Annotated in this window: 19 protein-coding genes; 8 read left to right on the top strand and 11 right to left on the bottom strand. The window is 71.8% G+C overall.

Features of this window, described 5'->3' with window-relative positions:
- Positions 1-28: 28 nt before the first annotated feature.
- Entirely contained in the window at positions 29-670 is a 642-nt protein-coding gene (locus B3S45_RS02250; protein ID WP_286717153.1) for an O-methyltransferase, read from the bottom strand.
- A 72-nt stretch (positions 671-742) separates the two neighbouring features.
- On the opposite strand from B3S45_RS02250, the gene B3S45_RS02245 reads away from it, so the two are divergent.
- Together B3S45_RS02245 and B3S45_RS02240 are read left to right on the top strand one after the other, a co-directional pair.
- Complete coding sequence (locus B3S45_RS02245; RefSeq protein WP_228480977.1) at positions 743-1,117, top strand: Sec-independent protein translocase TatB; 375 nt, start codon at positions 743-745, stop codon at positions 1,115-1,117.
- 102 nt (positions 1,118-1,219) lie between these two features.
- Positions 1,220-2,377 carry a carbohydrate-binding domain-containing protein gene (locus tag B3S45_RS02240; protein WP_286717151.1) on the top strand — a complete coding sequence of 386 codons (1,158 nt, stop codon included), beginning with the start codon at positions 1,220-1,222 and terminating at the stop codon, positions 2,375-2,377.
- Between the two features lie 33 nt (positions 2,378-2,410).
- Here the strand turns inward: B3S45_RS02240 and B3S45_RS02235 are convergent, their stop codons facing one another.
- From B3S45_RS02235 to B3S45_RS02225, 3 genes are read right to left on the bottom strand one after another with little or no spacing between them, the layout of a single operon-like run.
- Positions 2,411-3,562 (bottom strand): Mrp/NBP35 family ATP-binding protein, encoded by a 1,152-nt coding sequence (locus B3S45_RS02235; RefSeq protein ID WP_071042930.1) that lies wholly within the window; start codon positions 3,560-3,562, stop codon positions 2,411-2,413.
- Positions 3,559-4,095: a DUF1003 domain-containing protein gene (locus B3S45_RS02230; protein WP_071042931.1), complete on the bottom strand. Its 537-nt coding sequence runs from the start codon at positions 4,093-4,095 to the stop codon at positions 3,559-3,561. The genes B3S45_RS02235 and B3S45_RS02230 overlap by 4 nt, the downstream gene beginning before the upstream one ends.
- On the bottom strand, positions 4,095-5,390 hold the full coding sequence (locus B3S45_RS02225) for a magnesium transporter MgtE N-terminal domain-containing protein (RefSeq protein ID WP_194384978.1): 1,296 nt from the start codon (positions 5,388-5,390) through the stop codon (positions 4,095-4,097). The genes B3S45_RS02230 and B3S45_RS02225 overlap by 1 nt, the downstream gene beginning before the upstream one ends.
- Positions 5,391-5,428: 38 nt before the next feature.
- On the opposite strand from B3S45_RS02225, the gene B3S45_RS02220 reads away from it, so the two are divergent.
- Both B3S45_RS02220 and B3S45_RS02215 read left to right on the top strand, forming a co-directional pair.
- On the top strand, positions 5,429-6,091 hold the full coding sequence (locus B3S45_RS02220; protein ID WP_286717149.1) for a general stress protein: 663 nt from the start codon (positions 5,429-5,431) through the stop codon (positions 6,089-6,091).
- Entirely contained in the window at positions 6,088-6,756 is a 669-nt protein-coding gene (locus B3S45_RS02215; RefSeq protein WP_286717147.1) for an alpha/beta family hydrolase, read from the top strand. Before B3S45_RS02220 ends, B3S45_RS02215 begins: the two co-directional genes overlap by 4 nt.
- Before the next feature lie 8 nt (positions 6,757-6,764).
- On the opposite strand, the gene B3S45_RS02210 is transcribed toward B3S45_RS02215, so the two are convergent.
- The 3 genes from B3S45_RS02210 to B3S45_RS02200 all read right to left on the bottom strand — a co-directional run bounded on the left by B3S45_RS02210 (position 6,765) and on the right by B3S45_RS02200 (position 11,053).
- Positions 6,765-8,498: a gamma-glutamyltransferase family protein gene (locus B3S45_RS02210; RefSeq protein WP_414683061.1), complete on the bottom strand. Its 1,734-nt coding sequence runs from the start codon at positions 8,496-8,498 to the stop codon at positions 6,765-6,767.
- A 64-nt stretch (positions 8,499-8,562) separates the two neighbouring features.
- Positions 8,563-9,984, bottom strand: a complete 1,422-nt coding sequence (locus B3S45_RS02205; RefSeq protein WP_071042936.1) for an aminopeptidase P family protein — start codon at positions 9,982-9,984, stop codon at positions 8,563-8,565.
- 43 nt (positions 9,985-10,027) lie between these two features.
- Positions 10,028-11,053, bottom strand: a complete 1,026-nt coding sequence (locus B3S45_RS02200) for an endonuclease/exonuclease/phosphatase family protein (RefSeq protein WP_071042937.1) — start codon at positions 11,051-11,053, stop codon at positions 10,028-10,030.
- 119 nt (positions 11,054-11,172) lie between these two features.
- Here B3S45_RS02200 and B3S45_RS02195 point away from each other — a divergent pair, with 119 nt between their 5' ends.
- Complete coding sequence (locus B3S45_RS02195) at positions 11,173-12,036, top strand: PHP domain-containing protein (protein ID WP_194384981.1); 864 nt, start codon at positions 11,173-11,175, stop codon at positions 12,034-12,036.
- A 13-nt stretch (positions 12,037-12,049) separates the two neighbouring features.
- Here the strand turns inward: B3S45_RS02195 and B3S45_RS02190 are convergent, their stop codons facing one another.
- The gene (locus B3S45_RS02190; RefSeq protein WP_071042939.1) at positions 12,050-13,519 is read right to left on the bottom strand and encodes a DEAD/DEAH box helicase; all 1,470 of its coding nucleotides are present in this window, start codon (positions 13,517-13,519) and stop codon (positions 12,050-12,052) included.
- 215 nt (positions 13,520-13,734) lie between these two features.
- Between B3S45_RS02190 and B3S45_RS02185 the strand changes: the two genes are divergently transcribed.
- Positions 13,735-14,448, top strand: a complete 714-nt coding sequence (locus B3S45_RS02185; RefSeq protein WP_071042940.1) for a ferritin-like fold-containing protein — start codon at positions 13,735-13,737, stop codon at positions 14,446-14,448.
- Between the two features lie 30 nt (positions 14,449-14,478).
- Here B3S45_RS02185 and B3S45_RS02180 read toward each other — a convergent pair whose 3' ends face one another.
- Positions 14,479-14,769 carry a hypothetical protein gene (locus B3S45_RS02180; protein ID WP_071042941.1) on the bottom strand — a complete coding sequence of 97 codons (291 nt, stop codon included), beginning with the start codon at positions 14,767-14,769 and terminating at the stop codon, positions 14,479-14,481.
- Positions 14,770-14,772: 3 nt separating this feature from the next.
- Positions 14,773-14,997, bottom strand: a complete 225-nt coding sequence (locus B3S45_RS02175; RefSeq protein WP_071042942.1) for a DUF3107 domain-containing protein — start codon at positions 14,995-14,997, stop codon at positions 14,773-14,775.
- Positions 14,998-15,171: 174 nt separating this feature from the next.
- Here B3S45_RS02175 and B3S45_RS02170 point away from each other — a divergent pair, with 174 nt between their 5' ends.
- Both B3S45_RS02170 and B3S45_RS02165 read left to right on the top strand, forming a co-directional pair.
- Positions 15,172-18,345 carry an ATP-dependent DNA helicase gene (locus B3S45_RS02170; RefSeq protein WP_194385472.1) on the top strand — a complete coding sequence of 1,058 codons (3,174 nt, stop codon included), beginning with the start codon at positions 15,172-15,174 and terminating at the stop codon, positions 18,343-18,345.
- Positions 18,342-21,647, top strand: a complete 3,306-nt coding sequence (locus B3S45_RS02165; protein ID WP_194384982.1) for an ATP-dependent DNA helicase — start codon at positions 18,342-18,344, stop codon at positions 21,645-21,647. The genes B3S45_RS02170 and B3S45_RS02165 overlap by 4 nt, the downstream gene beginning before the upstream one ends.
- Positions 21,648-21,665: 18 nt before the next feature.
- Here B3S45_RS02165 and B3S45_RS02160 read toward each other — a convergent pair whose 3' ends face one another.
- Positions 21,666-23,090, bottom strand: coding sequence for a phosphotransferase (locus tag B3S45_RS02160; RefSeq protein ID WP_286717141.1), 1,425 nt, complete (start codon positions 23,088-23,090; stop codon positions 21,666-21,668).
- Between the last annotated feature and the right edge of the window lie 46 nt (positions 23,091-23,136).

The following is a 23,136-nucleotide window of genomic DNA, read 5'->3' as shown; positions in this document are numbered from 1 at the left end:
GACCGGCCTTTTCGTGTGTGAGACCGGGTCAGCGAGGCTCTGCGGCGATGGTGGTCAGCTGGAGAAGGCCTTCGCCCACGATCGAGAGAGCGCCGATGACGGCGGATGAGGATTGCGTCTCCTGGATGAGGGAGCGGTATGCGGCTGTCGTCGGGTCGCGCCGCACGGGGTCGGAGACCGCCCCGCCACCGAGCACGCGCGGCACCAGCACCGTGCCGCCGGCGCGCACCAGGCGCAACCCGTGCTCGACGTACTCGATCACACCCTCGGGGTCGGCATCGACGAAGACGATGTCGTAGGAGGCCTCGTTCATGCGCGGGAGCACCTGGGCGGCGCGACCGGTGATGAAACGGGCTCGCGCGGCGGGCACGCGCGCGTCGGCGAAAGCCTGTCGGGCGGCGCCGAGGTGCTCGGGCTCGCTGTCGATCGTGGTGAGGGTCGCGCGAGGCGACCCGTGCAGGAGCCACAGGCCCGACACGCCCGCTCCGGTGCCGATCTCGACGATGTTCAGGGCGGCCGAGGCCGCTGCGATCACCGCGGCCTGGGCGCCGACTTCGGCGCTGATGGGCGCTGCGCCCAATTCCAGCGCGGCCGCGCGGGCACGTGCGATGTGATCGGGTTCGACGACGGACTCCGCCGCGAAGCGCCGATCGGCGTCTTGATCTGCCATGTCCACTCCTTCCGGATCAGCTTAGGTGCCGCATCGCGACGCGCCGCTGAGGCGCGACGGTAATCTGAAGGGGTGTTCAACGGCCTGACGTTCGAGAAGCTGATGCTGATCCTCGTCATCGCCGCCTTCCTGCTGGGACCGGAGCGGCTGCCGCGCTACGCCGAGGCGCTCGCGGGCCTCGTCCGGCGCGTGCGGGATTTCGCGCAGGGCGCGAGGACGCGCATGAAGGACGAGATGGGCGACGAGTTCGACGACGTCGACTGGCGGCAGCTCGATCCGCGCCAGTACGACCCGCGGCGCATCATTCGGGAGGCCCTCCTCGACGACCCGCCGGTTCCCGCCGCGAAGGCCGCGAAAGCCACGACGACAGCGGCTCCGGCGGTGAAGCCCGTCACGAGCAAACTCGAGCCCGGCACGCGGCCGCCCTTCGACAGTGAAGCGACCTGAGGGCGGGTTCGTATCGCCGACATCGCGCGGGCATAGGAGGCGCATAGGAGAGCGCGGTGCACTGATCTCACGACACACGCACCCCATCCGAAGGAGTCGACCATGCGACGACCGGCCCTGACAACCGCCGCTCTCCTCACCTCCGTGCTGCTGGTCAGCGGCTGCGCGGCGACCTCGGCGTCGTCCGACACCGCGACCGCCACGACCACGCCCTCCACCAGTACGGAGTCGACCACGTCCTCGACCGTGGACACCTCCAGCGAGAGCGGCGACATCGACTGGAGCACCCTGCCCACCACCGAGGTGGCGCTCACCGACGACGGGCTCACGATCACCGAGCCCGGAACCTATGTGCTCACCGGATCATCCACCGGGCAGATCGTCGTCGACAGCGACGGCCTCGTGCGCATCATCCTCGACGGCGTCACGATCGACAGCGCGGACGGTGCGGCGATCCGCGTCGACAATGCCGAGACGACCGTCATCGAGCTCGCCGAGGGGTCGACGAACTCCGTCGCCGACGCTTCGACCCGCAGCGACGAGGAGATCGACGGTGCGATCTACTCCGCGGACGATCTCGTGATCACCGGGACGGGCTCGCTCGAGGTCGCCGCGAACTTCGCGGACGGCATCGTCGGCAAGGACGATCTGTGGATCGAAGCGGGAACGATCGCCGTCTCGAGCGTCGACGACGGCATCCGTGGCACGGACTCGCTCACGGTGACCGGCGGCACGATCGACGTCGACGCCGCCGGGGACGGGATCAAATCCAGCAACGACACCGACGCCGGGGCCGGGCAGCTGGTCGTGTCGGGCGGTGAGATCACCATCACCAGCGGTGACGACGCCGTGAAGGCCGAGCAGCAGGTCACCATCAGCGGCGGAGTGATCGACATCGTGTCCTCCGTCGAGGGTATCGAGGCGCCCGTCATCGTGATCGAGGGCGGTCAGACGAGCGTCAACGCATCGGACGACGGCGTGAACGCGGCCGCCTCGGCCATCGTGACCAGCGGACTGTCGATCTCGATCAGCGGCGGCGACCTCAGCATCGTGATGGGTTCCGGCGACACCGATGCGGTCGACAGCAACGGAGACCTCTCCATCAGCGGCGGCACGATCGACATCACGGCGCAGTCCGCGTTCGACTACGACGGCAGCGGGACCCTCACGGGCGGCACGATCACCGTCAACGGGGAAGAGGTCACGGAGCTGTCGAACCAGATGATGGGCGGCGGCATGGGCGGCGGCGGGCGTCCCTGAGACGACGTCTCCCGAAGAGGCACCCGGTCGCGCTCAGCCGGTCGTGAACGGCAGCGCGCGGCCGGGCAGATCGCGCGGCCGTGCGGCGAGAGCCTTCGCCAGCGCCGTGATGGCGCGCGCGGCCGGGTCCTCCGGGACAGCGATCACGCCGGGCACACCGTCGTCGCCGGCCTGACGGAACGCCGGACTCAGGGGGATCGATGCGACGACCTCCACTGGCTCGGAGGCGGTGGTCAGCGCATCCGCCACCGCGCGTCCGCCGCCGGAGCCGAACACCTCGAGCGCCGTGCCGTCGGGAAGAGACAGGGCGGACATGTTCTCCACCACGCCGATCAGGCGCTGTCCGGTCTGACGGGCGACGAGCCCGCTGCGCACCGCGACGTCGGACGCGGCCGGCTGGGGCGTCGTGACGACGAGCACCTCGGCGTGAGGGAGGAGCTGGCCCACCGAGATGGCGACGTCTCCGGTGCCCGGCGGCATGTCCAGCAGCAGCACGTCGAGGTCACCGAAGAACACGTCGGTGAGGAACTGCTGCACGGTCCGGTGCAGCATCGGACCGCGCCAGGCCACCGCGCCCACCGGCCCGTCGGCGTCACCGCGACGCAGGAACATCCCGATCGAGACGACCTTCACGCCGTACGCGACCGGCGGCAGCATGAGGTCGTCGATCCGGGTCGGCGAGGGTGCTCTGCCGTCGGCGTCGACGAGTCCGACCAGGCCCGGGATGGAGAAGCCGTGCACGTCGGCGTCGATGAGCCCGACGGAGAGGCCCTGTTCGGCGAGCGCCACGGCCAGGTTGGCCGTCACACTCGACTTGCCCACGCCCCCCTTGCCGCTCGTGACGGCGATGACGCGCGTGAGCGAATCGCGGCCGAACGGCATCTGCCGTGCGGGTCGCCCGTCGCGGAGCTTGTCGGTCAGGGCCCGGCGCTCGTCGGGGGTCATCACCCCCACCTCGAGGTCGACGGCGTCGACGCCGGTCACCGCCGCCGCTGCGTCGGTGACATCACGCGAGATGCGGTCGGCGGCGGGGCATCCGACGATGGTCAGAGCGATCGCGACGTGCGCGGTGCCGGCGTCGACGCTCACCTCGCGCACCATGTCGAGATCGCTCAACGGGCGGCGCAGCTCGGGATCGATGACCGAGCCGACGGCCGTGCGGACGCGGGATGCGAGGTCGCTCACGTGGTGGAGGACTCCTTCCGCGGGGCGTCATCGAGGTGCGTGAGCATCTTCTTCAACTCTCCGCGGAGCACGTCTTTGGTGAGCACATCGCCCTTCATGTCGTTGACCGCCATGCGGAGAGCGACGATCTCCCTCGCGAGGTACTCCGTGTCTGCCAGGTTCCGCTCGGCACGCTGTCGGTCCTGCTCGATCTGCACGCGGTCGCGGTCGTCCTGGCGGTTCTGGGCGAGCAGGATGAGCGGAGCAGCGTACGACGCCTGGAGCGAGAGCATGAGCGTCAGGGCGGTGAAGCCATTCGCCGCCGAGTCAAACCGGAGGTCGACCGGCATGAGGGTGTTCCACGCCAGCCACGCCGCGCAGAAACCGCTCAGGATCACCAGGAACGCCGGCGTGCCCATCGCACGTGCGATCCACTCGGTGAACCGCCCGAAGCGATCACGGGAGGGCTGCGGGGTGCGCCCGAGAACACCGGAGCGCCCGCGGGGCGCATCGAGGCCTCTGATGCGGGTGTTCTGCTTGCGCTCGCGAGCCATCATCGCCTCCTCGTGGGGATCGCGGCGGTCGTGGTCGGAACGGCGGGCACCTCGGGGCCCTCCGTCTCGACCGAACGCCAGTCGTCCGGCAGCAGGTGGTCGAGAACGTCGTCGATGGAGACGGCCCCCACCAGGCGTCGCGCGGGATCGACCACCGGTACCGATACCAGGTTGTAGCTGGCGAGCATGCGCGCGACCTCGGACGCCGCCGCCGTCGCGGGGATGGGGTCGACGGAGTCGTCGATGATGGCGCCGAGCCGCTCGTGCGGCGGGTAGCGCAGCATCCGCTGGAAGTGCACGGTGCCCAGGAGCCGGCCCGTGGGGGTCTCGTAGGGCGGGAGGGTGATGAACACCGAGGCCGCCAGCGCCGGATGCAGCTCGTGGCGCCGGATGAGGGCGAGAGCCTCGGCGACGGTCGACTCCGCCGACAGGACGATCGGCTCGTTCGTCATGAGGCCGCCGGCGGTGTCGGGGCCGTACTTCAGCAGGTCGCGCACATCTTGCGCCTCCTCGGGCTCCATGAGGCCGAGGAGCTGCTCCGATCGCACCTTGGGCAGCTGGCCGAGGAGATCGGCGGCGTCGTCGGGTTCCATCGCGTCGAGGATGTCGGCGGCGCGCTCATCGTCGAGCTGCTCGAGGATGTGCACCTGCTCGTCTTCGGGCATCTCTTCCAGCGCGTCGGCCAGGCGGTCGTCGGGAAGCTCCTCGGCCACTTCGATCAGGCGATCCTCGGGGAGATCGAGGAGGGTGTTGGCGAGGTCGGCGGGCTTGAGCTCGGAGAAGCTCGCCACCAGCTGCTCGGCCGATTGCGCTTCGCCCGGCTCCTGGTCTTCGCGCACCTGCGACCAGGTGGCGAAGGTCGTCGCGCCCTTCGAGAAGGGGGATCCTCCCGTCTTGGGTCGCCGCAGGAAGAGCTGGCCGATGTCCCAGTCCCCGAGGCGGCTGCGCTCGATGGCGACGTCCTCGATGACGGCGGTGCCGGATCCGTCGCGCAGGAAGACGCGACGACCGACGAGCTCGGCCATGACCCGCACCTCGCCGCCGCGCTGCTGGAAGCGGCGCACGTTGATCAGGCCGGTGGTGATGACCTGGCCCGGACGGATCGAGGTGACACGGCCGATCGAGAGGAACACGTGACGCCGACCGGGGATCTCCACGATCAGCCCGACGACCCGGGGCGGGTCATCGGCACGGAAGATGACGACCACGTCGCGCACCTTGCCCAGCCGGTCGCCCGCGGGGTCGAAGACGGCGCAGCCGGTCAGGCGGGCGATGAATACCCTCTGCGTGCTCACGATTCCAGCGTAGACCGGCGTCGTGGGAGGATGGAGGAATGAGCATGATCGGCGGACGCGGCTCCCAGGCCACCGGAGAGGTGGGTCCCACGGTCGCGTCGTTCCCGACGTACGAGGCCGCGCAGAAGGCGGTGTCGGAGCTGATCTCCGGGGAGATCCCGGCTCGTGAGATCGCGATCGTCGGCACGGGACTGCGCTCGGTCGAGCGGGTGACCGGCCGTCTCGGGTACGCGTCGGCCGCTCGGTCGGGAGCGATCAACGGGCTGCTCCTGGGGCTGTTGTTCAGCGCCGTGGTCGTACTCGGATCTCCGACGGTTCCCATCCAGGTCTTCGTCGGCGTGCTGTTCGTCGGCATCGCGATCGGGATGCTCTTCAGCATCGTGACCTACTCCCTCGTGCGCCGTCGGCGCGACTACGCCTCGGTGATGGCCGTCGTCGCGGACACCTACGAGGTGACCGTCACGGCCAACAGCCTTCATCGTGCCCGACAGGTGCTGGGCCCCCGGGCGAACGGGCCCGCCGGGACCGACCCCGCCGTGCCCGGCCCCGCCGTGCCCGGCCCTCCCGCACATCCTTCCGACCCGCCGGCTCGCCCGTCGTCCACCGACGCGCCCGACCGGCCGGTCGCGCCGCCGCAGTACGGCGAGCGCGTCGACCCGGATGCGCCGCGCCGCGCCGAGGACGACGTCCCCGGCTCGTGAGCGCCGACACCGTCGAGGTGGAGCTTCCCGCGGGCACGGTGCCGGTGAGTGCCGCCACCGCGGTCCCGGCCGAGCCGTGGGCGGTCCTGGCGGTGGCGCACGGTGCCGGCTCGCGGTTCGATCATCCCGGCGTGACCGGCTTCACCGACGCGCTGAACGCGTGCGGCGTCGCGACGGTGCGCTTCAACTTCCCGTACGCCGAGGCTGGTCGGCGCATGCCGGGCCCACCCGCGCACGCGATGACGGCATGGGAGGCGGTCGCCACGAAGGTGACGTCGGAGTTCCCGCATCTGCCGTTCTTCGCCGCGGGGCGCTCCTATGGCGGCCGGATGGCGTCGATGGCCGCCGCAGAAGGCCTCCTGCGCCCCCGGGGATTGATCTATCTCGGCTACCCGCTGCATCCGCCGGGCAAGCCGGAGAAGCCGCGTACGGAGCATCTTCCCGCGATCGTCGTGCCGCAGCTGTTCCTCTCGGGAACGCGCGACGCCTTCGTGCAGCCGCTCGAGCAGCTCGACGAGGCGGTCGCGGCGTGCCGGGACGCCACCCTCGTGACGATCGACGGGGCCGGGCACAGCTTCGAGGTCGCGGGGCGACGTCGATCAGCCGACGAGGCGGCCGCGCACCTCGCGCCGATCGTCGTGGACTGGATGCGCGCCCGGGTTTGAGCGTCTGGTCACCGCCCGGCGGCGTACCCCTGCATGCCGCGGGCGTTCGCGGCTGCCCACAGCACGCCGTCGTCATTCCGTCCCACCGCGGAGACCCTGCCGAGCGCCCACGCGCCCGCGCGCGTGATCCGATGCCCGCGCGCGGCGAGGGCGTCGATCACGTCGTCGCCCAGCCGGTCTTCCACGACCGCGCCCGCCGGGGTCCAGGTGCGCGGCCAGAACGAGTCGGCGAGGGCCGTGGTGTGCAGTGCGGGCGCGTCGATCGCAGCCTGCGGGGAGAAGCCGCCGACGAGGATGCGCAGCAGAGTGAGCAGCTGCCACTGGTCCTGCTGGTCGCCGCCGGGCGATCCGAGCGCCATCCGAGGGCGGCCGTCGCGCAGCACGAGCGTCGGGGTGAGCGTGGTGCGGGGGCGCCGTCCCGGCCGCAGAGCGGACGGTCGCCCCGGCTCGAGCCACGTCATCTGCAGTCGGGTCCCGAGGCAGAAGCCGAGCTCGGGTATCGTCGGCGATGACTGCAGCCAGCCGCCCGACGGCGTCGCGGCGACGACGTTGCCCCACCGGTCGATGACATCGATGTGGCAGGTGTCGCCCCGCGTGTGCCCGGTCCGGTCGACGGTCGGCTCCCCGGTGCCCGCAGCCGCGGCGGGCGAGCCGGTGCGCAGCGGCGGAACGAACGGCGTCGCGCCGCCGGGGGATCCGGGTCGGAAGTCCGCGGCGGCGGTGGGTCCGATGAGGTCGCGACGCGCCGCGAGATAGTCGGCCGACAGGAGCGCCTCGAGGTCGACCTCGTCGTCGCCGAACCAGGCGTCGCGGTCGGCGTAGGCCAGCTTCTGCGCCTCGAGGATGTGGTGGGCGCCCGCCTCCTGCGACGGATCGAGCAGATCGTCGGCGAGCGGCTCGAGCATCCCGAGCACCGCCAGCAGCGCGGGCCCCTGCGTCCACGCGCCGGCCTTGACGATCTCGTGGCCGCGGAAGGTCGCGCTGACCGGCTCCTCGTACCGGGCATCGAATCCCGCGATGTCCTCGGCGGTGAGGACGCCGGCATGGTCCCGGCCGTCGGAGTGACGGTGCGGCGTCGCCGCGAAAGCCGACGCCGCGCGGGCGACCTCGCCCGTCTTCCACTCCCGTCGAGCGGCGTCGACCCGCGCGGCGCGGCCCACGGGGCCGTCGTCGCGCACCGGGCACGTTGCCTGCACGAGGCTCTCCAGGACCTCCGCGTAAGCGGCGTTGCGGATCAGCTCGCCCGCCCGCGGAGCCGCTCCGCCGGGCAGCCACTGCGCCGCCGAGGTCGGCCACGACTCCCGGAACAGGCCCTCGACGCGGGCGATCGTGGCCGCCGCGCCCGCCACCAGCGGATGGCCATCGCGCGCGTAGCCGATGGCGTACGCGAGAACGTCGCGCAGCTCCCACGTGCCGTGGTCGCGCAGCAGGAGCAGCCACGCGTCCACGGCGCCGGGCACCGCGGCGGCGAGGGCGCCTGCCCCGGGCACGAGATCGAGACCCTCGGCCCGCAGATGCGCGATCGAGGCGCCGGCCGGCGCCGGGCCCTGGCCCATGAGCACGCGCGGCTGCTCGCCGGCGGGTTGGATGAGGCCGACGAGGTCACCACCCGGACCGTTCAGATGCGGTTCCACGACGTGCAGCACGAAAGCGCCCGCGACGGCCGCGTCGAAGGCGTTGCCACCGCGCTCGAGCACCGCCTGAGCGGTCGCGGTCGCCGTCCAGTGGGTCGAAGCCGACATGCCGAAGGTGCCGGTCAGCGTCGGCCGCGTCGTGAAGGCGGGCTCTTCGGTGTAGCTCACGGCGTCAGGATGTCGCCCGCGCGATCCAGGCCTCGACCTCGTCGGCGGTGCGGGGGATCGCCGCAGAGAGGTTCTCCACGCCGTCCTCGGTCACCAGCACGTCGTCCTCGATGCGCACACCGATGCCGCGGTATTCCTCCGGCACCGTCAGGTCGTCGATCTGGAAGTACAGTCCGGGCTCGATCGTGAACACCATGCCCGGCTCGAGCAGTCCGTCGTAGTACATCTCGCGGCGGGCCTGTGCGCAGTCGTGCACGTCGATGCCGAGGTGGTGACTCGTGCCGTGCACCATGTAGCGGCGGTGCTGCCCGCCGCGGTCGGCGTCGAGGGCCTCCTCCGCCGTCACCGGCAGGAGCCCCCACTCGGCGACCCGGGCGGCGATCACCTCCATGGCGGCCGCGTGGACGTCGCGGAACCTCACCCCGGGCCGGGCGACGGCGAACGCGGCGTCCGCCGCCTCGCGCACCGTCTCGTAGACACGCCGCTGGGTGTCGGTGAAGGAGCCGGAGACCGGGAGCGTGCGGGTGATGTCGGCGGTGTAGAGACTGTCGACCTCGACGCCGGCGTCGACGAGGATGAGATCCCCCGGCGCGACCGCCCCGTCGTTTCGCGTCCAGTGCAGGTAGCACGCGTGCGGCCCCGAGGCGGCGATGGTGTCGTAGCCCTCACCGTTGCCGTCGCTGCGGGCGCGCAGGTGGAAGACGCCCTCCACGACGCGCTCGCCGCGAGGGTGGGCGACGGCACGGTCGAGATGGCGCACGATGTCGTCGAAGCCGCGAGCGGTCGCATCCACCGCGAGGCGCATCTGGGCGATCTCGTAGTCGTCCTTGATCAATCGAAGCTCGGAGACGGCACGCGTGAGGTCCTCATCCTCGCCGAGGACGAGGTCGTCCTCGGCGCCGGCGAAGTCGTCGATGTGCGCGGTCGCGATGCCGAGGTCGACGGCGACGCCCTCCCGCGCGGGACGGGGGCCGATCCAGAACTCCCCGATCGACGCGTCGGCGTAGAACTCAGCGGTGGTGCGGTCGGCGCGCTCGCGGAAGTACAGCGTCGCCGTGTGACCGTCCGCGACCGGGTCGAGCACGAGAACGGAGTCCGGCTCGGAGTCGGAGGCCCAGCCGGTCAGGTGGGCGAAGGCCGAGTGGGCGCGGAAGAGGTAGTCGGTGTCGTTGCTCCGCTGCTTCAGCGAGCCCGCGGGGATCACCAGCCTTCTTCCGGGGAACGACGAAGACAGCTTCTTGCGCCGGGCTGCCGCGAAGGGGGCCTGGTCACGCTGCGGCGGTGCGGAATCCGGCCGCGGGGCCCACCCGGTGGAGATGGTGTCGAGGAAGCCCTGCGGAAAGGGCTGCCGACGATTGGTGCCGCTGTCGTGCGTGGTCTCCGCCGTCTCGGTCGCCGCGATCGTGTCGCTGTCGCCAGTGCTCATCTGTTCAGTCTCGCACTTGTGAGCCCGGGCGTCACCGGGCCGATCATCGGGGCTCGTACTGCACCACGAGAGGTCGGTGGTCGCTGCCCGAGCCGTCGGTCGACTGCAGCACGAGCGACCCGGTCGCCACCCATGACGGCGATGCGAGGATGTGGTCGATGGGTGCGCCCACGTGGGAGGGCAGCTGCGAAGGCCACGTGCCGACGGCGCCGTTGCCGGTCTCCGAGGCCGCGTCCAGGCATCGACCCAGCGTGCCGCCGTCGATTCCGTAGGCGGCAAGATGGTCGACCGTGGCGTTGAAGTCACCCGCCATGATGACGTTGTCCTCGGCGCACTGGTCGGCGAGCCACTGCAGGTCGCTGCGCCACTGCGCCATGTCGTCGACGCGCGGGGCGACCGCGTGGGCCGCGACGACGGTCGGACCGTCGCCGGAGGTCGGCATCACGACCGCGCTCGGGACGGTCGAGGTGTTGCTCGAGCCGTCCTGCGAGGATTCGATGACGGCGTAGTCCCCGAGGTCGGGGGAGATGAGGATCGTCGTCGAGAGGGCATCCCATCCGGCGTCCTGGCTGCCGAACGTGGCGTGGTGCACCCACATGGGGCGCCCATAGTCCCGCATCGCGATCGCGACCTGCTCACCTGTCTCCGCGCTCGTCTCGGGCAGGGTGACGATGTCGGCCTGCATCGCCACGGCGATCTCGGCTATCGACGCCGCCGACGTGTTCCCGCTCCCGGCGGTGTTCCAGGTCATCACCCGGATGCTCTCCTCGGTCGACGCGGGGAGGGCCTCGGTGCCCCACCCGCGCCCGTACAGGATCGCGCCGTTGCCGGCCGCGGCCAGCAGGCACACGATCGCGAGGGTCGTGGCGAACGCCCGGAGCGGTCGGATCAGCGCGACCAGCAGCGCCAGCAGGGCGAGCACCACGAAGGCGGCTGCGACGAGGCCTCGGAAGGAGACGATCTGCGCGATGGGGAATCGGTCCTGGACGCGGAACACGTCGGGTACCGTCACGATCGCCGCCGCGAGCGCGAACGCCGCAGCGGCGACGAACCCGAACACGCGCAACACGACACGAACCCTATTCGCGCAGACTGAAAGAAGCGTCAAGGTCGGCACGGTGCGCCCTGGATCGCCCTTCCGGCCGGGCATCGGACGCCAGGGCGCTGGCGGACGCTACCCTCGGAAGAATGCAGCGGTCGGGTCGATGTGAGGGGCCGGGCGATCTGCATCTGCACTCGACGCACTCCGACGGGACCGAGCCGCCCGCGCAGGTCATGGCCGCAGCCCACGCGCACGGCATGCGCACCGTGGCGCTCACCGATCACGACACGACCTCCGGGTGGGCGGAGGCGGCAGACGCCGCGACGTCGCTGGGCATGACGTTCGTGCCCGGCATGGAGATGTCCTCGCAGCACGAGTGGCGCAGCATCCACGTGCTCGCCTACCTGTTCGACCCGGACGAGCCGCGCCTGCGCGCGATGACCGACCGCGTGCGTCGCTCGCGGCTGCAGCGAGCTCGGATCATGGCCGACCGCATCGCGCGCGACTACGACATCACGTGGGAGGACATCGTCGCCCAGACGAGCACCGGCGCGACCGTCGGACGCCCGCACATCGCCGACGCCCTCATCGCCCGCGGCGTCGTCGCCGACCGCGGCGAGGCGTTCTCGACGATCCTCGCAACGGGCGGCGACTACTACGTGTCGCTGTTCTCGCCCGACCCGGTCGAGGCGGTCGAGCTCATCGTGGGCGCCGGGGGAGTGGCGATCATCGCGCATCCGGCCGGCCGGGCCGGGATCCCGCCCAAGCGCCTGCTGACACGCATGCTGGATGCGGGACTTGCCGGCTTCGAGCTCGGTCACCGCGAGAACCTCCCGGCCGCGGTGGCGACACTGCGCGCGCTCGCCGACGAGCGGGATCTGATCGTCACCGGATCCAGCGACTACCACGGGCTCGGAAAACCCAATCAGCCGGGAGAGCACACCACGAGCGAGGCGATGCTCGAGCGACTGATCGACCGCGGGACGGGCTGCGCGCCGGTCTTACCGTGAGCGGTGATGCCGCTCAGGCGGTGCCGGCCGCGCCCTCGCGCGGGCCGCGCGGTCCTCGCCGGCGACGGCGGCGCGGCGCGGGGCGTCCGTCGTGGTGCTCCTTGCCCTGACCGTCGTGCGTGCCGGCCCCGTCGCTCTCGCGGTCGGATGCGTCCGCGCCGCGCGCGGCTTCGCCCTCAGCCGGGCGGGGTCCGCCGTCGGATCCGGTGCTGCGGCGGCGGCGACGGCGTCGCGGCGACCCGTCGCCGCCGTCACCGGCTTCGCGTCGGGGTCCGTCGGCCTTCTGGGCCTTCGGAGCGGTCGCCATGCGCCCCTTCGTGCCCGCCGGGATGTCGAGGTCCGTGTACAGGTGCGGGCTCGACGAGTAGGTCTCGGTCGGCTCGGGCTGGCCGAACTCCAGCGCTCGGTTGATGAGCGCCCACTTGTGCAGGTCGTCCCAGTCGACGAAGGTCACCGCGATGCCCGTGCGCCCGGCCCGGCCGGTGCGGCCCGCGCGGTGCAGGTAGGTCTTCTCGTCGTCGGGGATGGTGTGGTTGATCACGTGTGTGACGTCGTTGACGTCGATGCCGCGCGCAGCGACGTCGGTGGCGATCAGGACATCCTTCTTGCCCGCCTTGAACGAGGCCATCGAGCGTTCCCGCGCCTCCTGGCTCATGTCGCCGTGCACAGCGGCGGCGTTGAAGCCCCGGTCGCCCAGTTCGTCGACGAGCTTCTGCGCGGCCCGCTTGGTGCGCGTGAAGATCACCGTCTTGCCGCGGCCTTCGGCCTGCAGGATGCGCGCGATGACCTCGTCCTTGTCGAGCGAGTGGGCGCGGTAGACGAGATGGCGGATGTTCGCCTGGGTGAGACCCTCGTCGGGGTCGTTCGCCCGCATGTGGATCGGGTTGGACATGAAACGCCGGGCGAGGGTGACGATCGGCCCCGGCATGGTCGCGGAGAACAGCTGCGTGTGGCGCACGGCCGGCACCTTCTGGAAGATCTTCTCGATGTCGGCGAGGAAGCCGAGGTCGAGCATCTTGTCGGCCTCGTCCAGCACGACCTCGGTGGCGTTGGAGAGATCGAGCAGACGCTGATTGTTGAGGTCGATCAGGCGTCCGGGCGTGCCGACGACGATCTGTGCTCCGGCCTTCAGCTGGTCGATCTGACCCTCGTAGGCCTTGCCGCCGTAGATCGCCACCACCGAGGTGGAGCGGTTCGAGGTCAGCATGTCCATGTCTTCGTAGACCTGCACCGCGAGCTCACGCGTGGGCACGACGATGAGCGCCTTCACCCCCGGCTCGGGGTTGTGGCCAAGACGCTGGACGACGGGGATGCCGAACCCGAACGTCTTGCCGGTGCCGGTCTTGGCCTGCCCGATGATGTCCTGCCCCGGCAGGCCCAGCGGGATCGTCTGCTCCTGGATGGGGAACGCGTCGACGATTCCTCGTGCGGCGAGGGCGTCGACGATGTCCTGGTCGACGCCGAGTTCGGCGAAGGTGGTCACGGTGTGGGAACCCGTCCGGCAGTGAGACGCTGCCTGTGGTCGGCCCCGGGCGCATCCGTGGCGCACGCTGGGGCGAAAGTGTGTCCACGCCCTTCTCTCAACCACGGGCGCGGTGCCCCGATCCGACGCCGGGGACCGAACCAGGATAGCCGAGGGCGCCGCGCACGCCGCGCGGCGGGCCGCGCGGACCCGCGTGGCGGCCTAAGGTGGAGGCCGTGGTGACCTGGTTCTGGCAGCGGCGTCCGCAGGGGCGCCTGCTTCAGCTTCGCTCCCGCGGCGAGCTCGGCGACGCGATGCGGGTGGACTTCGAGGAACTCGCCCCGGAGATCGCCACCTACCTCGGCCAGGCCGCCTATCTTCAGCTGGGGTTCTTCGAGACGCTAAGCGAGCTCATCCAGACCACGCCGGAGCTCGCGCAGAAGGAGGCCGTGTCGCGCGCCGCGGGTGCCGCGCTGACCAAGCACGAGGAGCTGGTGGCGCTCATCCGCGATCGCGGTGAGGACCCCACCAATCTGATGCTGCCGTTCCGCGAGCCGCTCGATGCCTTCCGGCGGGCGACGCACGGTCGACGGCCGCAGGAGACGATGCTCTCCGTGCACATCACCGCGGGGCTGCTCGATGACTTCTACCTCGCCCTCTCGGCCAGCTACGGCGAGGCCGGCCGCCGCGTGGCTCGTGTGCTTCGCGCCGACAACGACCGCCAGGCGATCGTCGACATCGTCGCCGAGACGATCGCCAGCGACCCCGAGTGGAAGGCGCTCCTTGCCATGTGGGGGAGACGCCTGGTGGGCGACACCCTTCTGATCGCCCGATCGGCTCTTCGCCCGACCGCGCTCGACGCCGACGACGAGGAGAAGGTCGAGCCGGTCTTCACCGAGCTCATGGCAGCTCATTCACGACGCATGGACGCGATGGGCCTGGCTGCCTGAGGGCCCGGCCGGGTGTTCCGGCTACGACCGTCAGTCGATTCCGAGCGCTGCCCTCTCGCGGGCATCGTGCGTCAGGCGAACCCTCGCCAGCAGAAGCGCCGCCGGCCAGCACACCACCGCCGGCACGACGAACGCCGACAGCCACGGCCACAGCGAGTCGATGCCGATGCCGGCCCAGGTCAGGGCGAGCCACGCCACCCCGGCGGCGATGGTGCCGAGAACCGGGATGACCGCCGCCCCGCGCGTCTGGCGATGGGGCACCTGGAGGTGAGCGGCGATCCCGATCGCCGCGCCGATGATGAGGGCGATGAGGATCTGCATCGATCAGGCGACGAAGCCGACGCGGCGGGATTCCTCGCTGCCGAGCTCGACGTAGGCGAGCGCCGCGGTGGGCACCAGGTAGGAGTTGCCCTTCGCGTCGGCGAACTCGATGTGCGCGGCGCCGGAGTCCAGAGCCGTCGCGACGGAGCTCTTCACGTCGGCGGCCGACTCGTTCGTGTCGAAGTTCAGCTCACGTCCGGTGTTCGCGATGCCGATGCGGATCTCCACGTCACATACCTCCTGGCGACTCGGGCCGGTACGGCCCGCACCCGCGGGGTTCTGCGGGTGCACGGCCAGCCTACGGCACCCGCACGCCCGGCTCCCGGGCCTCGCGCACGCTCTGGGCGAACGCGCGCGGGCCGGGACCGGGATGTCGGCGGCGGCGGCTAGCGTCGTGGCGTGATGACTTCCGTCGCGAGCGCCTTCCCCGCGTCCGCCGCCGACGCCGCGTCCGGCCCAGGGGTGCGCGCGGAGAACCTCGACGATGCGCAGCGCGCGGTCGTGGCGTCGGCGATCGGGGCATCCGGAGTCGTCGTCGGCGCACCGGGCACGGGCAAGACCACCGCCGTCGTCGCCCGCGTCGTGGCGCTCGTCGAACGCGGGGTCGACCCGGACGAGATCGTCGTGCTCACGCCCTCCCGGCAGACCGCGACGGCGTTGCGGGACCGCCTGGCCGTCGCGGTCGGCACGGCGACGTCGGGGCCGCTCGCGCGGTCGGTGGCCTCCTTCGCGTTCGCGATCGTGCGATCGTGCGCCGTCGCGGCGGGCGCCGAGCCGCCCCAGCTCCTCACCGGCGGCGACGAGGACCAGATCATCCACGACATGCTCGACGGCGACGCAGAGGACGAAGCGCTGCCGGGGGCGGTGAGCCGATGGCCGTCCGGGCTCGGGGCCGGCATCCGTGACACCACGGGTTTCCGATCCGAGGTGCGCGCCTTCCTCGCCGAATGCGCGACGCTCGGGCTGGACCCTGTGCGGCTGGACGCTCTCGCAGCCGACCACGACGTCGCGGAGTGGCGCGCGATGGCGTCGTTCCAGCGCGAGTACGTGCGCGTGCGCGCCGGGATGCGCGGCGCCCATCGCGATGCCGCGGGCCTGGTCCGCGAGGCGGTCAGCCTGGTCGCAGCGGGAGCGGTGGGGGTGGAATCGATCGCGCGCATCCGTCATCTGCTCGTGGACGACGCCCAGGAGATGACGGCCGGGGCCGTCGATCTCCTCGACGCCTGCCGTGCGCGCGGCATGAGCGTGCTCGCGTTCGGTGACCCCGATGTCGGTTCCGGAGCGTTCCGCGGCGCGACGCCGCAGAACTTCGCCCGCCTGGCGCGCGTCCTCGGGTCGGTCGCTGTGCTCGGCGCCGCGCACCGGGGCACAGCGCACTCGACCGACGTCGTTCGCCGGGTCACCCAGCGGATCGGAGCCGCGGGGGTCGTCGCGCACCGATCCGCGCCGGGGGATACCGTGCCCGACGGATCTGTGCGCGCCGTGACGGTCCGCTCCGCCGCCGAGGAGTACGACGTCATCGCCCGGATGCTGCGGGAGCGACACGTGCACGACGGCGTTCCGTGGCGCGAGCTCGCCGTGATCGCCCACGACACCCGTCAGGTGACCGGTCTGCAGGCCGAACTGTCTGCGCGTGACGTGCCCGCCCTCTCGCCCGGTTCCGCCCAGGCCCTCGGACAGATCGCACCCGTGCGCGATCTGCTGCGCCTGATCGAGATGGCCGCCGCCGACCGGTGGAGCGCGGATGAAGTCACGGACGCGCTCCTCGGCGTGACCGGGCGACTCGACCCGATCGAGCTGCGCCGGCTGCGGTCCGCCCTCCGGCACGCCGAGGTGGCCGCCGGCGGCGAGCGTGCGGGTCGGGAGCTCCTGCTGGCCGCGATGCGCAGCCCCGTCGAGTTCGACATCATCGATGCGCGCGAGGCGCGACGCGCCGCCGCGCTCGCGCGGACCCTGGCTCATCTCCGCGACGAGCTGGAGCGGGGTGCGAGCGCCCACGAGCTGCTGTGGGCGGCGTGGGAGCGGTCCGGCCTGCAGAAGCCGTGGGCGCGGACCGCAGCGGGTCACGGTCCGATCGCGGATCAGGCCGGGCGGGACCTCGACGCCGTCGTCGCGCTCTTCCAGGCGGCGAAGCGGTTCGGTGAGCGCTCCGTCGACGCCGACCCGCGTGTCTTCGTGCGCAGCGTGCTCGATGCGCGTGTCGCCGAGGACCGACTCGATCCGCCTCCGCACGACGACGTCGTGCGCGTGCTCACTCCGGCGGCGTCGCTCGGGCTCGAGTTCGACACCGTCGTCGTCGCCGGCGTTCAGGAGGGGGTGTGGCCGAACACCCGCCTGCGCGGAGGACTGCTGCACACCTGGCGCCTGGCCGACGCTCTCTCGCGCGATGACGAGCATGCCCCGTCGACCCTGGACCGACGTCGCGCCGCGATGCACGACGAGCTGCGGCTGCTGGTGCGGGCGCTCAGCCGCTCCCGGGCGCGCACCGTCGTGACCGCGGTGGACGACGACGACACCGGCCCGAGCGTTTTCTTCGAGTTCCTCCCGCCCGCCGAGTCGGTCGCCGTCGAGCATCCGCTGTCGCTGCGCGGCCTCGTCGCCGCCCATCGGCGCACGCTCACGACGACGCGCGCGATCCTCGACCCCGGCGCGGCGGCGGCCGCTCGCGCGCACGCGGCCGCACAGCTGGCCCTGCTCGCCGACGCGGAGGTGCCCGGGGCGGACCCGACGCACTGGTACGGCGTTGCCGGACCGACCTCCACCGGCCCGCTGCGCGACCTCGAGCGCGAGCACATCCGCGTGTCCCCCTCACGCCTCCACGCGCTGGAGGAGTGCGAGCTCAACTGGGTGATCGCCGACCTCGGTGGAGACCCGGGCGGCGTCACGGCGGGGCTCGGCACGATCGTCCACGCGGCGCTCGAGCATGCCGTCGAGACGTCGGAAGAGGCGCTGTGGGCCGTCGTCGAGGCGCGCTGGGGCGAGCTCGCCTTCGAAGCCGGCTGGCGTGAGCGCGCCGAGAAGGCGCGTGCGCGCGACCTCATCCGGCGCCTGCACGCCTATCTGCGCCGCTTCGACGGCGACGGGGGTCGCCTGATCGGCGCGGAACCGCACTTCGAGGTCCCCCTCGCCGTCGTCGGTGCCGAGGACGCACCTCACGGCATCGTGCTCTCGGGATACATCGACCGCGTCGAGCTCACGCCGGAGGGCACTGTCGTGATCGTCGACCTCAAGACCGGGAAGCGGGAACCGCAGACGGACGCGAAGGTGGCCGACAACCCGCAGCTGGCCGCGTACCAGCTCGCGTTCGAGTCCGGTGCCATTCCCGAGGCGGTGGGGCATCCCCCGGGCGGCGCGCAGCTGCTCGTGCTGCGACCCACGTCGAAGGCGGACTACGTCACGCCACGCCAGCCGCCGTTCGACGAGGAACGCCGCGCGGCGTTCCACGCCCGCATCCAGGAGGCCGTCGCCGTCATGCGGGCGACGTCCTTCGCCGCACCCTACGAGGAGCACTGCCGCGACGAGCACGCCTACGGGCTGTGCCGCATCCACACCATCGGGGCGGTGAGCGCGTCGTGACCGTTCCCGCCGTCGTCCTCGCCGCGGCGCTCGGTCAGTACCCTCCGACGCCGGAGCAGACCGCCGTCATCGAAGCCCCGCTCGCTCCGGCGCTCGTGGTCGCGGGAGCCGGGAGCGGCAAGACCGAGACGATGTCGGGACGGGTGGTGTGGCTCGTCGCGAATCGACTCGTGCGCCGGGACGAGGTACTCGGTCTCACCTTCACGCGCAAGGCCGCCGGTGAACTCGCCGACCGCATCCAGAGGCGGCTGGCGCGGCTGGCCGAGTTCGACGCGCGAGGTCTGCTGCCGCACCTCGAGCGCCTTCACGCCGAGGGGCGGCTCGAGGTGTTCGCACGCATCGAGCGCGCGGGGGGTCCGGCCCTCGCGCGACGTGCGGCGATGGAGGAGCTCGCCGTCGCCGTCGGCGCCACGCCGCGCGCGGCCGGAGAGCTCGACGACGAGTTGCTGCACCGGCCGACCGTGTCGACGTACAACGCGTTCGCCGACCAGATCGTGCGCGAACACGCCGTGCGTATCGGCCGCGACGCCGAAGCCGCGGTGCTGAGCGAGTCGGCGGCGTGGCTGCTCATGCGGCGCGTCGTCTTCGCGTCCGACGATGAGCGCCTCGAGGAGCGGGGCGAGGCGGTGCGATCCATCGTCGATGCGGCGCTGCGCATCGCACGCGACGCGGTGGACAATCTCGTCGACCCCGAGGAGCTCGCGGCGTTCCCCGAGCGCTTCTCGGGTGTGCTCGAGCGGCCCTCCACCACCAAGCGCACCGTCGTCTACAGAGACGTCGAGGTCGCCGAGAACAACGTGCGCGCGCTGACGCTGCTGTCCGACCTCGCGCGCGAGTACGCGGCGCAGAAGCGACGCCTCGGCGTCATCGACTTCTCCGATCAGGTCGCCGGCGCCCTCGAGGTGGTCGCGGCGCATCCGCCGGCGGCCGACGAACTGCGCGACCGCTATCGGGTCGTGCTGCTGGATGAGTACCAGGACACCTCCGTCGCCCAGACCGATCTGCTTGCGTCTCTGTTCGCCGGAACGGCGGTGATGGCCGTCGGGGATCCGCATCAGGCGATCTACGGCTGGCGGGGGGCGAGTGCCGGCAACCTCGGCGGATTCGTCGACGCATTCGCTTCGGAGCAGACCTGCGCGCGCTTCGCGCTCCTGACGAGCTGGCGAAACGGCATCGGCGTCCTCGACGCCGCGAACGCGGTGCTCGCGCCGCTCGCCACCTCCTCGCCGGTCGCCGTCGCCGAGCTCCGGCCGCGACCGGATGCACCGGCTGGGGAGGTCGAGATCGGCTTCGACGACGCGCTGGACGCCGAGACCGATCGGGTGGCACGGTGGTTCACCCGGGTCCGCGCGGAGCGTTCCGCGCGAGGACGTGCGACCACCGGTGCGATCCTGTTCCGATCCAAGAAGCACATGGTGCGCTTCGGCGACGCCCTCGCGCGGCACGGCATCCCGCATCGCATCCTGGGCCTCGGCGGCCTGCTGTCGACCCCCGAGGTCGTCGATGTCGTGAGCGCACTCCGGGTGATCAGCGACCCGTCGGCGGGCTCGGCCCTCATCCGACTCCTGGCCGGTCCGCGCTGGAGCATCGGGCTGCCGGACCTGCGCGAGCTGTCGGCGCTGTCTCGACGTATCGCGTCGCACGACGAGGCGCTGCGGCCCCTTCCGGCAGAGGTCGTGGCGACGATCCGCGGAAGCGCCGCGGACGATGCCGGGTCGTTGTCGGACGCTCTCGACTTCGTCGTGCGCCACGGCCCAGACCACGGCTGGCTCTCGGGGTTCACCCGCGAAGCGGTGACGCGCCTCACCGAGGCGGGCGCGGTCTTCGCGGGACTCCGTCGTGCCGTCGGCATGCCCCTACCCGAGCTCGTGCGCCTCATCGAGAGCGAGCTGCGCCTGGACATCGAGCTCGCCGCCAACGAGTCTCGCGGACCCGCGCGCATCGCCTCGGCCCAGCTGCGCGCATTCGTCGACGAGCTGCACGCCTTCCTCGCCGCCGACGAGACCGGTTCGATCGCGAGCCTCCTCGCGTGGCTCGATCACGCCGAGCAGCTCGACGAGTTCGCGCCGCGCACCGAGCCGCCCGAGGACGACGTCGTGCAGCTGCTCACGATCCACGGGTCCAAGGGGCTGGAATGGGACGCCGTGGCCGTGGTGCGGCTCGTGAAGGACGAACTGCCCAGCGCCCCGCGCGACACGAAGGGCTGGCTCGGCTTCGGCGTGCTCCCTTACGCTTTCCGCGGCGACGCCGCCTGGCTTCCGGACTTCCGGTGGCGCGCGGACCTCGCCGAGACCCAGCAGGACCTCAAGACGAATCTCGACGCCTTCGTGGCCGAGAACCGTGCCCGTCAATTCGACGAGGACCGGCGGCTCGCCTACGTCGCGGTCACACGCGCGCGGGATCACCTGCTCCTGACCGGCTCGACGTGGTCCGGCACCAAGCGTCCTCGCGAACGGAGCGTCTTCCTCGAAGAGGTCGCTCGCGCGATCGGCACGGAGCTCCCCGCGGACGAGGTCGGCGAGAACCCGTATCTCGGCGAACGACGCGTGCTGCACTGGCCTCTCGATCCGCTCGGGGAGCGACGCGAGCTGGTCCTGTCCGCCGCGGGCGCGGTCGGTGACGCGATCAGCGCGCCGCGCACCCGGCCCGACGACGATCTGGCCCTGCTCCTGGCCGAACGCGAAGCTCGCGCGCGACCCCGTTCGGGCGGTGCGCCCACGCGCATCGCGGCATCCCGCTACAAGGACTTCGTGTCGGACTACGACGGCACCGTCGCGCGGCTGTCACGGCCGTTGCCGGAACGACCGTACCGGCAGACCCGGCTCGGGACGCTGTTCCATGCGTGGGTCGAGCACCGGTCGGGCCTCGTGGGCGCGGGAGGATCCCTCGACGACGCCCTGTGGGAGTCGGACGACGAGTCGGCCGACGCTCCGGCTGCCGGCGACGCCGATGCGGATGCGCTCGGCGCGCTGCGGCGCACGTTCGAGCGCAGCGAGTGGGCACCGCTGCAGCCTCTCGAGGTCGAATCCGAGATCGACTTCACCATCGCCGACCTCGACGGCGCCACGCACGTGGTCATCTGCAAGCTCGACGCGGTCTACCGCCGCGACGACCGCGACGGACGGATCGAGATCGTCGACTGGAAGACCGGCGCGCCGCCGCGGAACGACGCCGAACGCGCCGAGCGCATGCTGCAGCTGGAGCTCTACCGTCGGGCCTACCACCACAAGCACGGTGTTCCGCTCGCAGAGATCGACGTGGCGCTGTACTACGTCGCCGACGATCTCGTGCTGCGCGCCTGACCCGGCCGGAGGGGTGCTTCAGTCGGCGAGCCAGCGGCGGAGCGCGGCGTCGGATGCTCGCTGCGCTTCGGCCGCATCGTCGGGCTCTTCGGGGTCATCGGCGGTGCGGGTGGCGGCGCGGCGGGCCGTGTCGGACCCGGTGGCGGTGACCAGGGGTCGCGGCACGTCGCGCTCGGTGATCGGGGCGCGTGAGACGGGTGCGGGCAGGTCTTCGTCGGCCAGCGGCGCGGTCTCGGCGAAGGTGATATCCGACCAGATCGGCTCGGGAGCCTTCACCTCCGGCGCATCATCATCCACCGGCTGCTCATCGAGGAGGGGTCCGGTCGCCGATCGCGCCCGCTCGACGGCACCGGCCAGATCGGTCGTCGACTGAGCATCGTCATCCGAGAGCCACGTCGACAGCTCCTCGGGATCGTACGTGTCGGTGTGCATCGACGTGTCCACGCCCGCGGCGGGAGCCTCGGGCGTGCGGTCCAGGAGCGCCAGGGCCTCGTCGACGCTCGAGCCCGCCCGGGGCACCACATCGTCGTGCCCGACCCCCTCGGCGAGCGACTCCAGCAGTTCCACGGCGTCGTGGACGATGTCTTCGCGCCCCGATTCGTCGCCGTGGACGAGCCAGCGTGCGAATTCCAGCTCGGCGTACATGCGGGCACGCTCGCGCACCAGGCCGTCCGGTGCGCGCCCGCTCGCCGCGCCGTAGGCGTCGAGGACGTCGTCGGCGGCGTCGGGCGCCCCCGCGAGCCATTGCAGATCGACAGCCGGGTCTCCGACCTGGAGCCCCTGCCACTCCAGCAGACCCACGACGGCGGGTGCATCGTCCACCTCATCGAAGAGGAACGAGGCCGCGGTCGCTCCGCCGAGCGTCACCGCCGACTCGAAGCGCCAGAGCTGCTCCGACGACACCGCGCGGCGCCATCTCGCCAAGAGCGGAGCGGGGACCCGACGCGTCGCCTCAGCGCGATCGAGCAGGTGCGTGACGTCGTCTCGTACCTGCGAGGGGGTGCGCACCGGCAATCCCTCGGCGCGGACGATCGACGGGGGCAGGCCGTGCAGTGCGGCGAGGGCTTCACCCAGTGAGGTGGCCACACCGCGCCCGGCGGGGATGTGAGCGGCATCCACCCGGTACCCCTCGAGGAGGTCGACCACCAGCACGCGGTGCGCGTCGAGCGACGTCTCGCCCAGAAGCTCGGGCGCGCGGTACGGCAGCAGACTGCGCACGCCCGGCGTGAGCGCCCGCAGCGCCCGGGCCTCGGCGGCCAGGTCGGCCGAGCCTGCGGCGTCCACGGGCACGCGGACCACCACGCGTCGTCCGTCGTCGAGCTCGGCGACAGCCGCGTCGTACCGGCCGGCCGCTCCCTCGGTCAACGCTCTCACCGCGACCACGACGGCCTGCGGAAGAGCCGATGTCACCGTCGCGGCTAGAGTGAGAGGTGAGCGTGCCATGAGCCCAGGGTAGGTCGGTGACCCCCGCGCCCGGCCGCGCCACGCC

Origin of the sequence: Microbacterium sp. UBA1612 (genome assembly GCF_002321605.1) — a bacterium.
Lineage (GTDB): Bacteria > Actinomycetota > Actinomycetes > Actinomycetales > Microbacteriaceae > Microbacterium > Microbacterium luteum.
This window is presented reverse-complemented; position numbering and strand designations above follow the sequence as displayed.

Excerpts from the sequence above, each read along its gene's own strand:
- B3S45_RS02250 (WP_286717153.1), bottom strand. The coding sequence starts at position 670 with ATGGCAGATCAAGACGCCGATCGGCGCTTCGCGGCGGAGTCCGTCGTC.
- B3S45_RS02240 (WP_286717151.1), top strand. The coding sequence starts at position 1,220 with ATGCGACGACCGGCCCTGACAACCGCCGCTCTCCTCACCTCCGTGCTG.
- B3S45_RS02230 (WP_071042931.1), bottom strand. The coding sequence starts at position 4,095 with ATGGCTCGCGAGCGCAAGCAGAACACCCGCATCAGAGGCCTCGATGCG.
- B3S45_RS02220 (WP_286717149.1), top strand. The coding sequence starts at position 5,429 with ATGAGCATGATCGGCGGACGCGGCTCCCAGGCCACCGGAGAGGTGGGT.
- B3S45_RS02210 (WP_414683061.1), bottom strand. The coding sequence starts at position 8,498 with ATGTCGGCTTCGACCCACTGGACGGCGACCGCGACCGCTCAGGCGGTG.
- B3S45_RS02205 (WP_071042936.1), bottom strand. The coding sequence starts at position 9,984 with ATGAGCACTGGCGACAGCGACACGATCGCGGCGACCGAGACGGCGGAG.
- B3S45_RS02195 (WP_194384981.1), top strand. The coding sequence starts at position 11,173 with ATGCAGCGGTCGGGTCGATGTGAGGGGCCGGGCGATCTGCATCTGCAC.
- B3S45_RS02180 (WP_071042941.1), bottom strand. The coding sequence starts at position 14,769 with ATGCAGATCCTCATCGCCCTCATCATCGGCGCGGCGATCGGGATCGCC.
- B3S45_RS02170 (WP_194385472.1), top strand. The coding sequence starts at position 15,172 with ATGACTTCCGTCGCGAGCGCCTTCCCCGCGTCCGCCGCCGACGCCGCG.
- B3S45_RS02160 (WP_286717141.1), bottom strand. The coding sequence starts at position 23,090 with ATGGCACGCTCACCTCTCACTCTAGCCGCGACGGTGACATCGGCTCTT.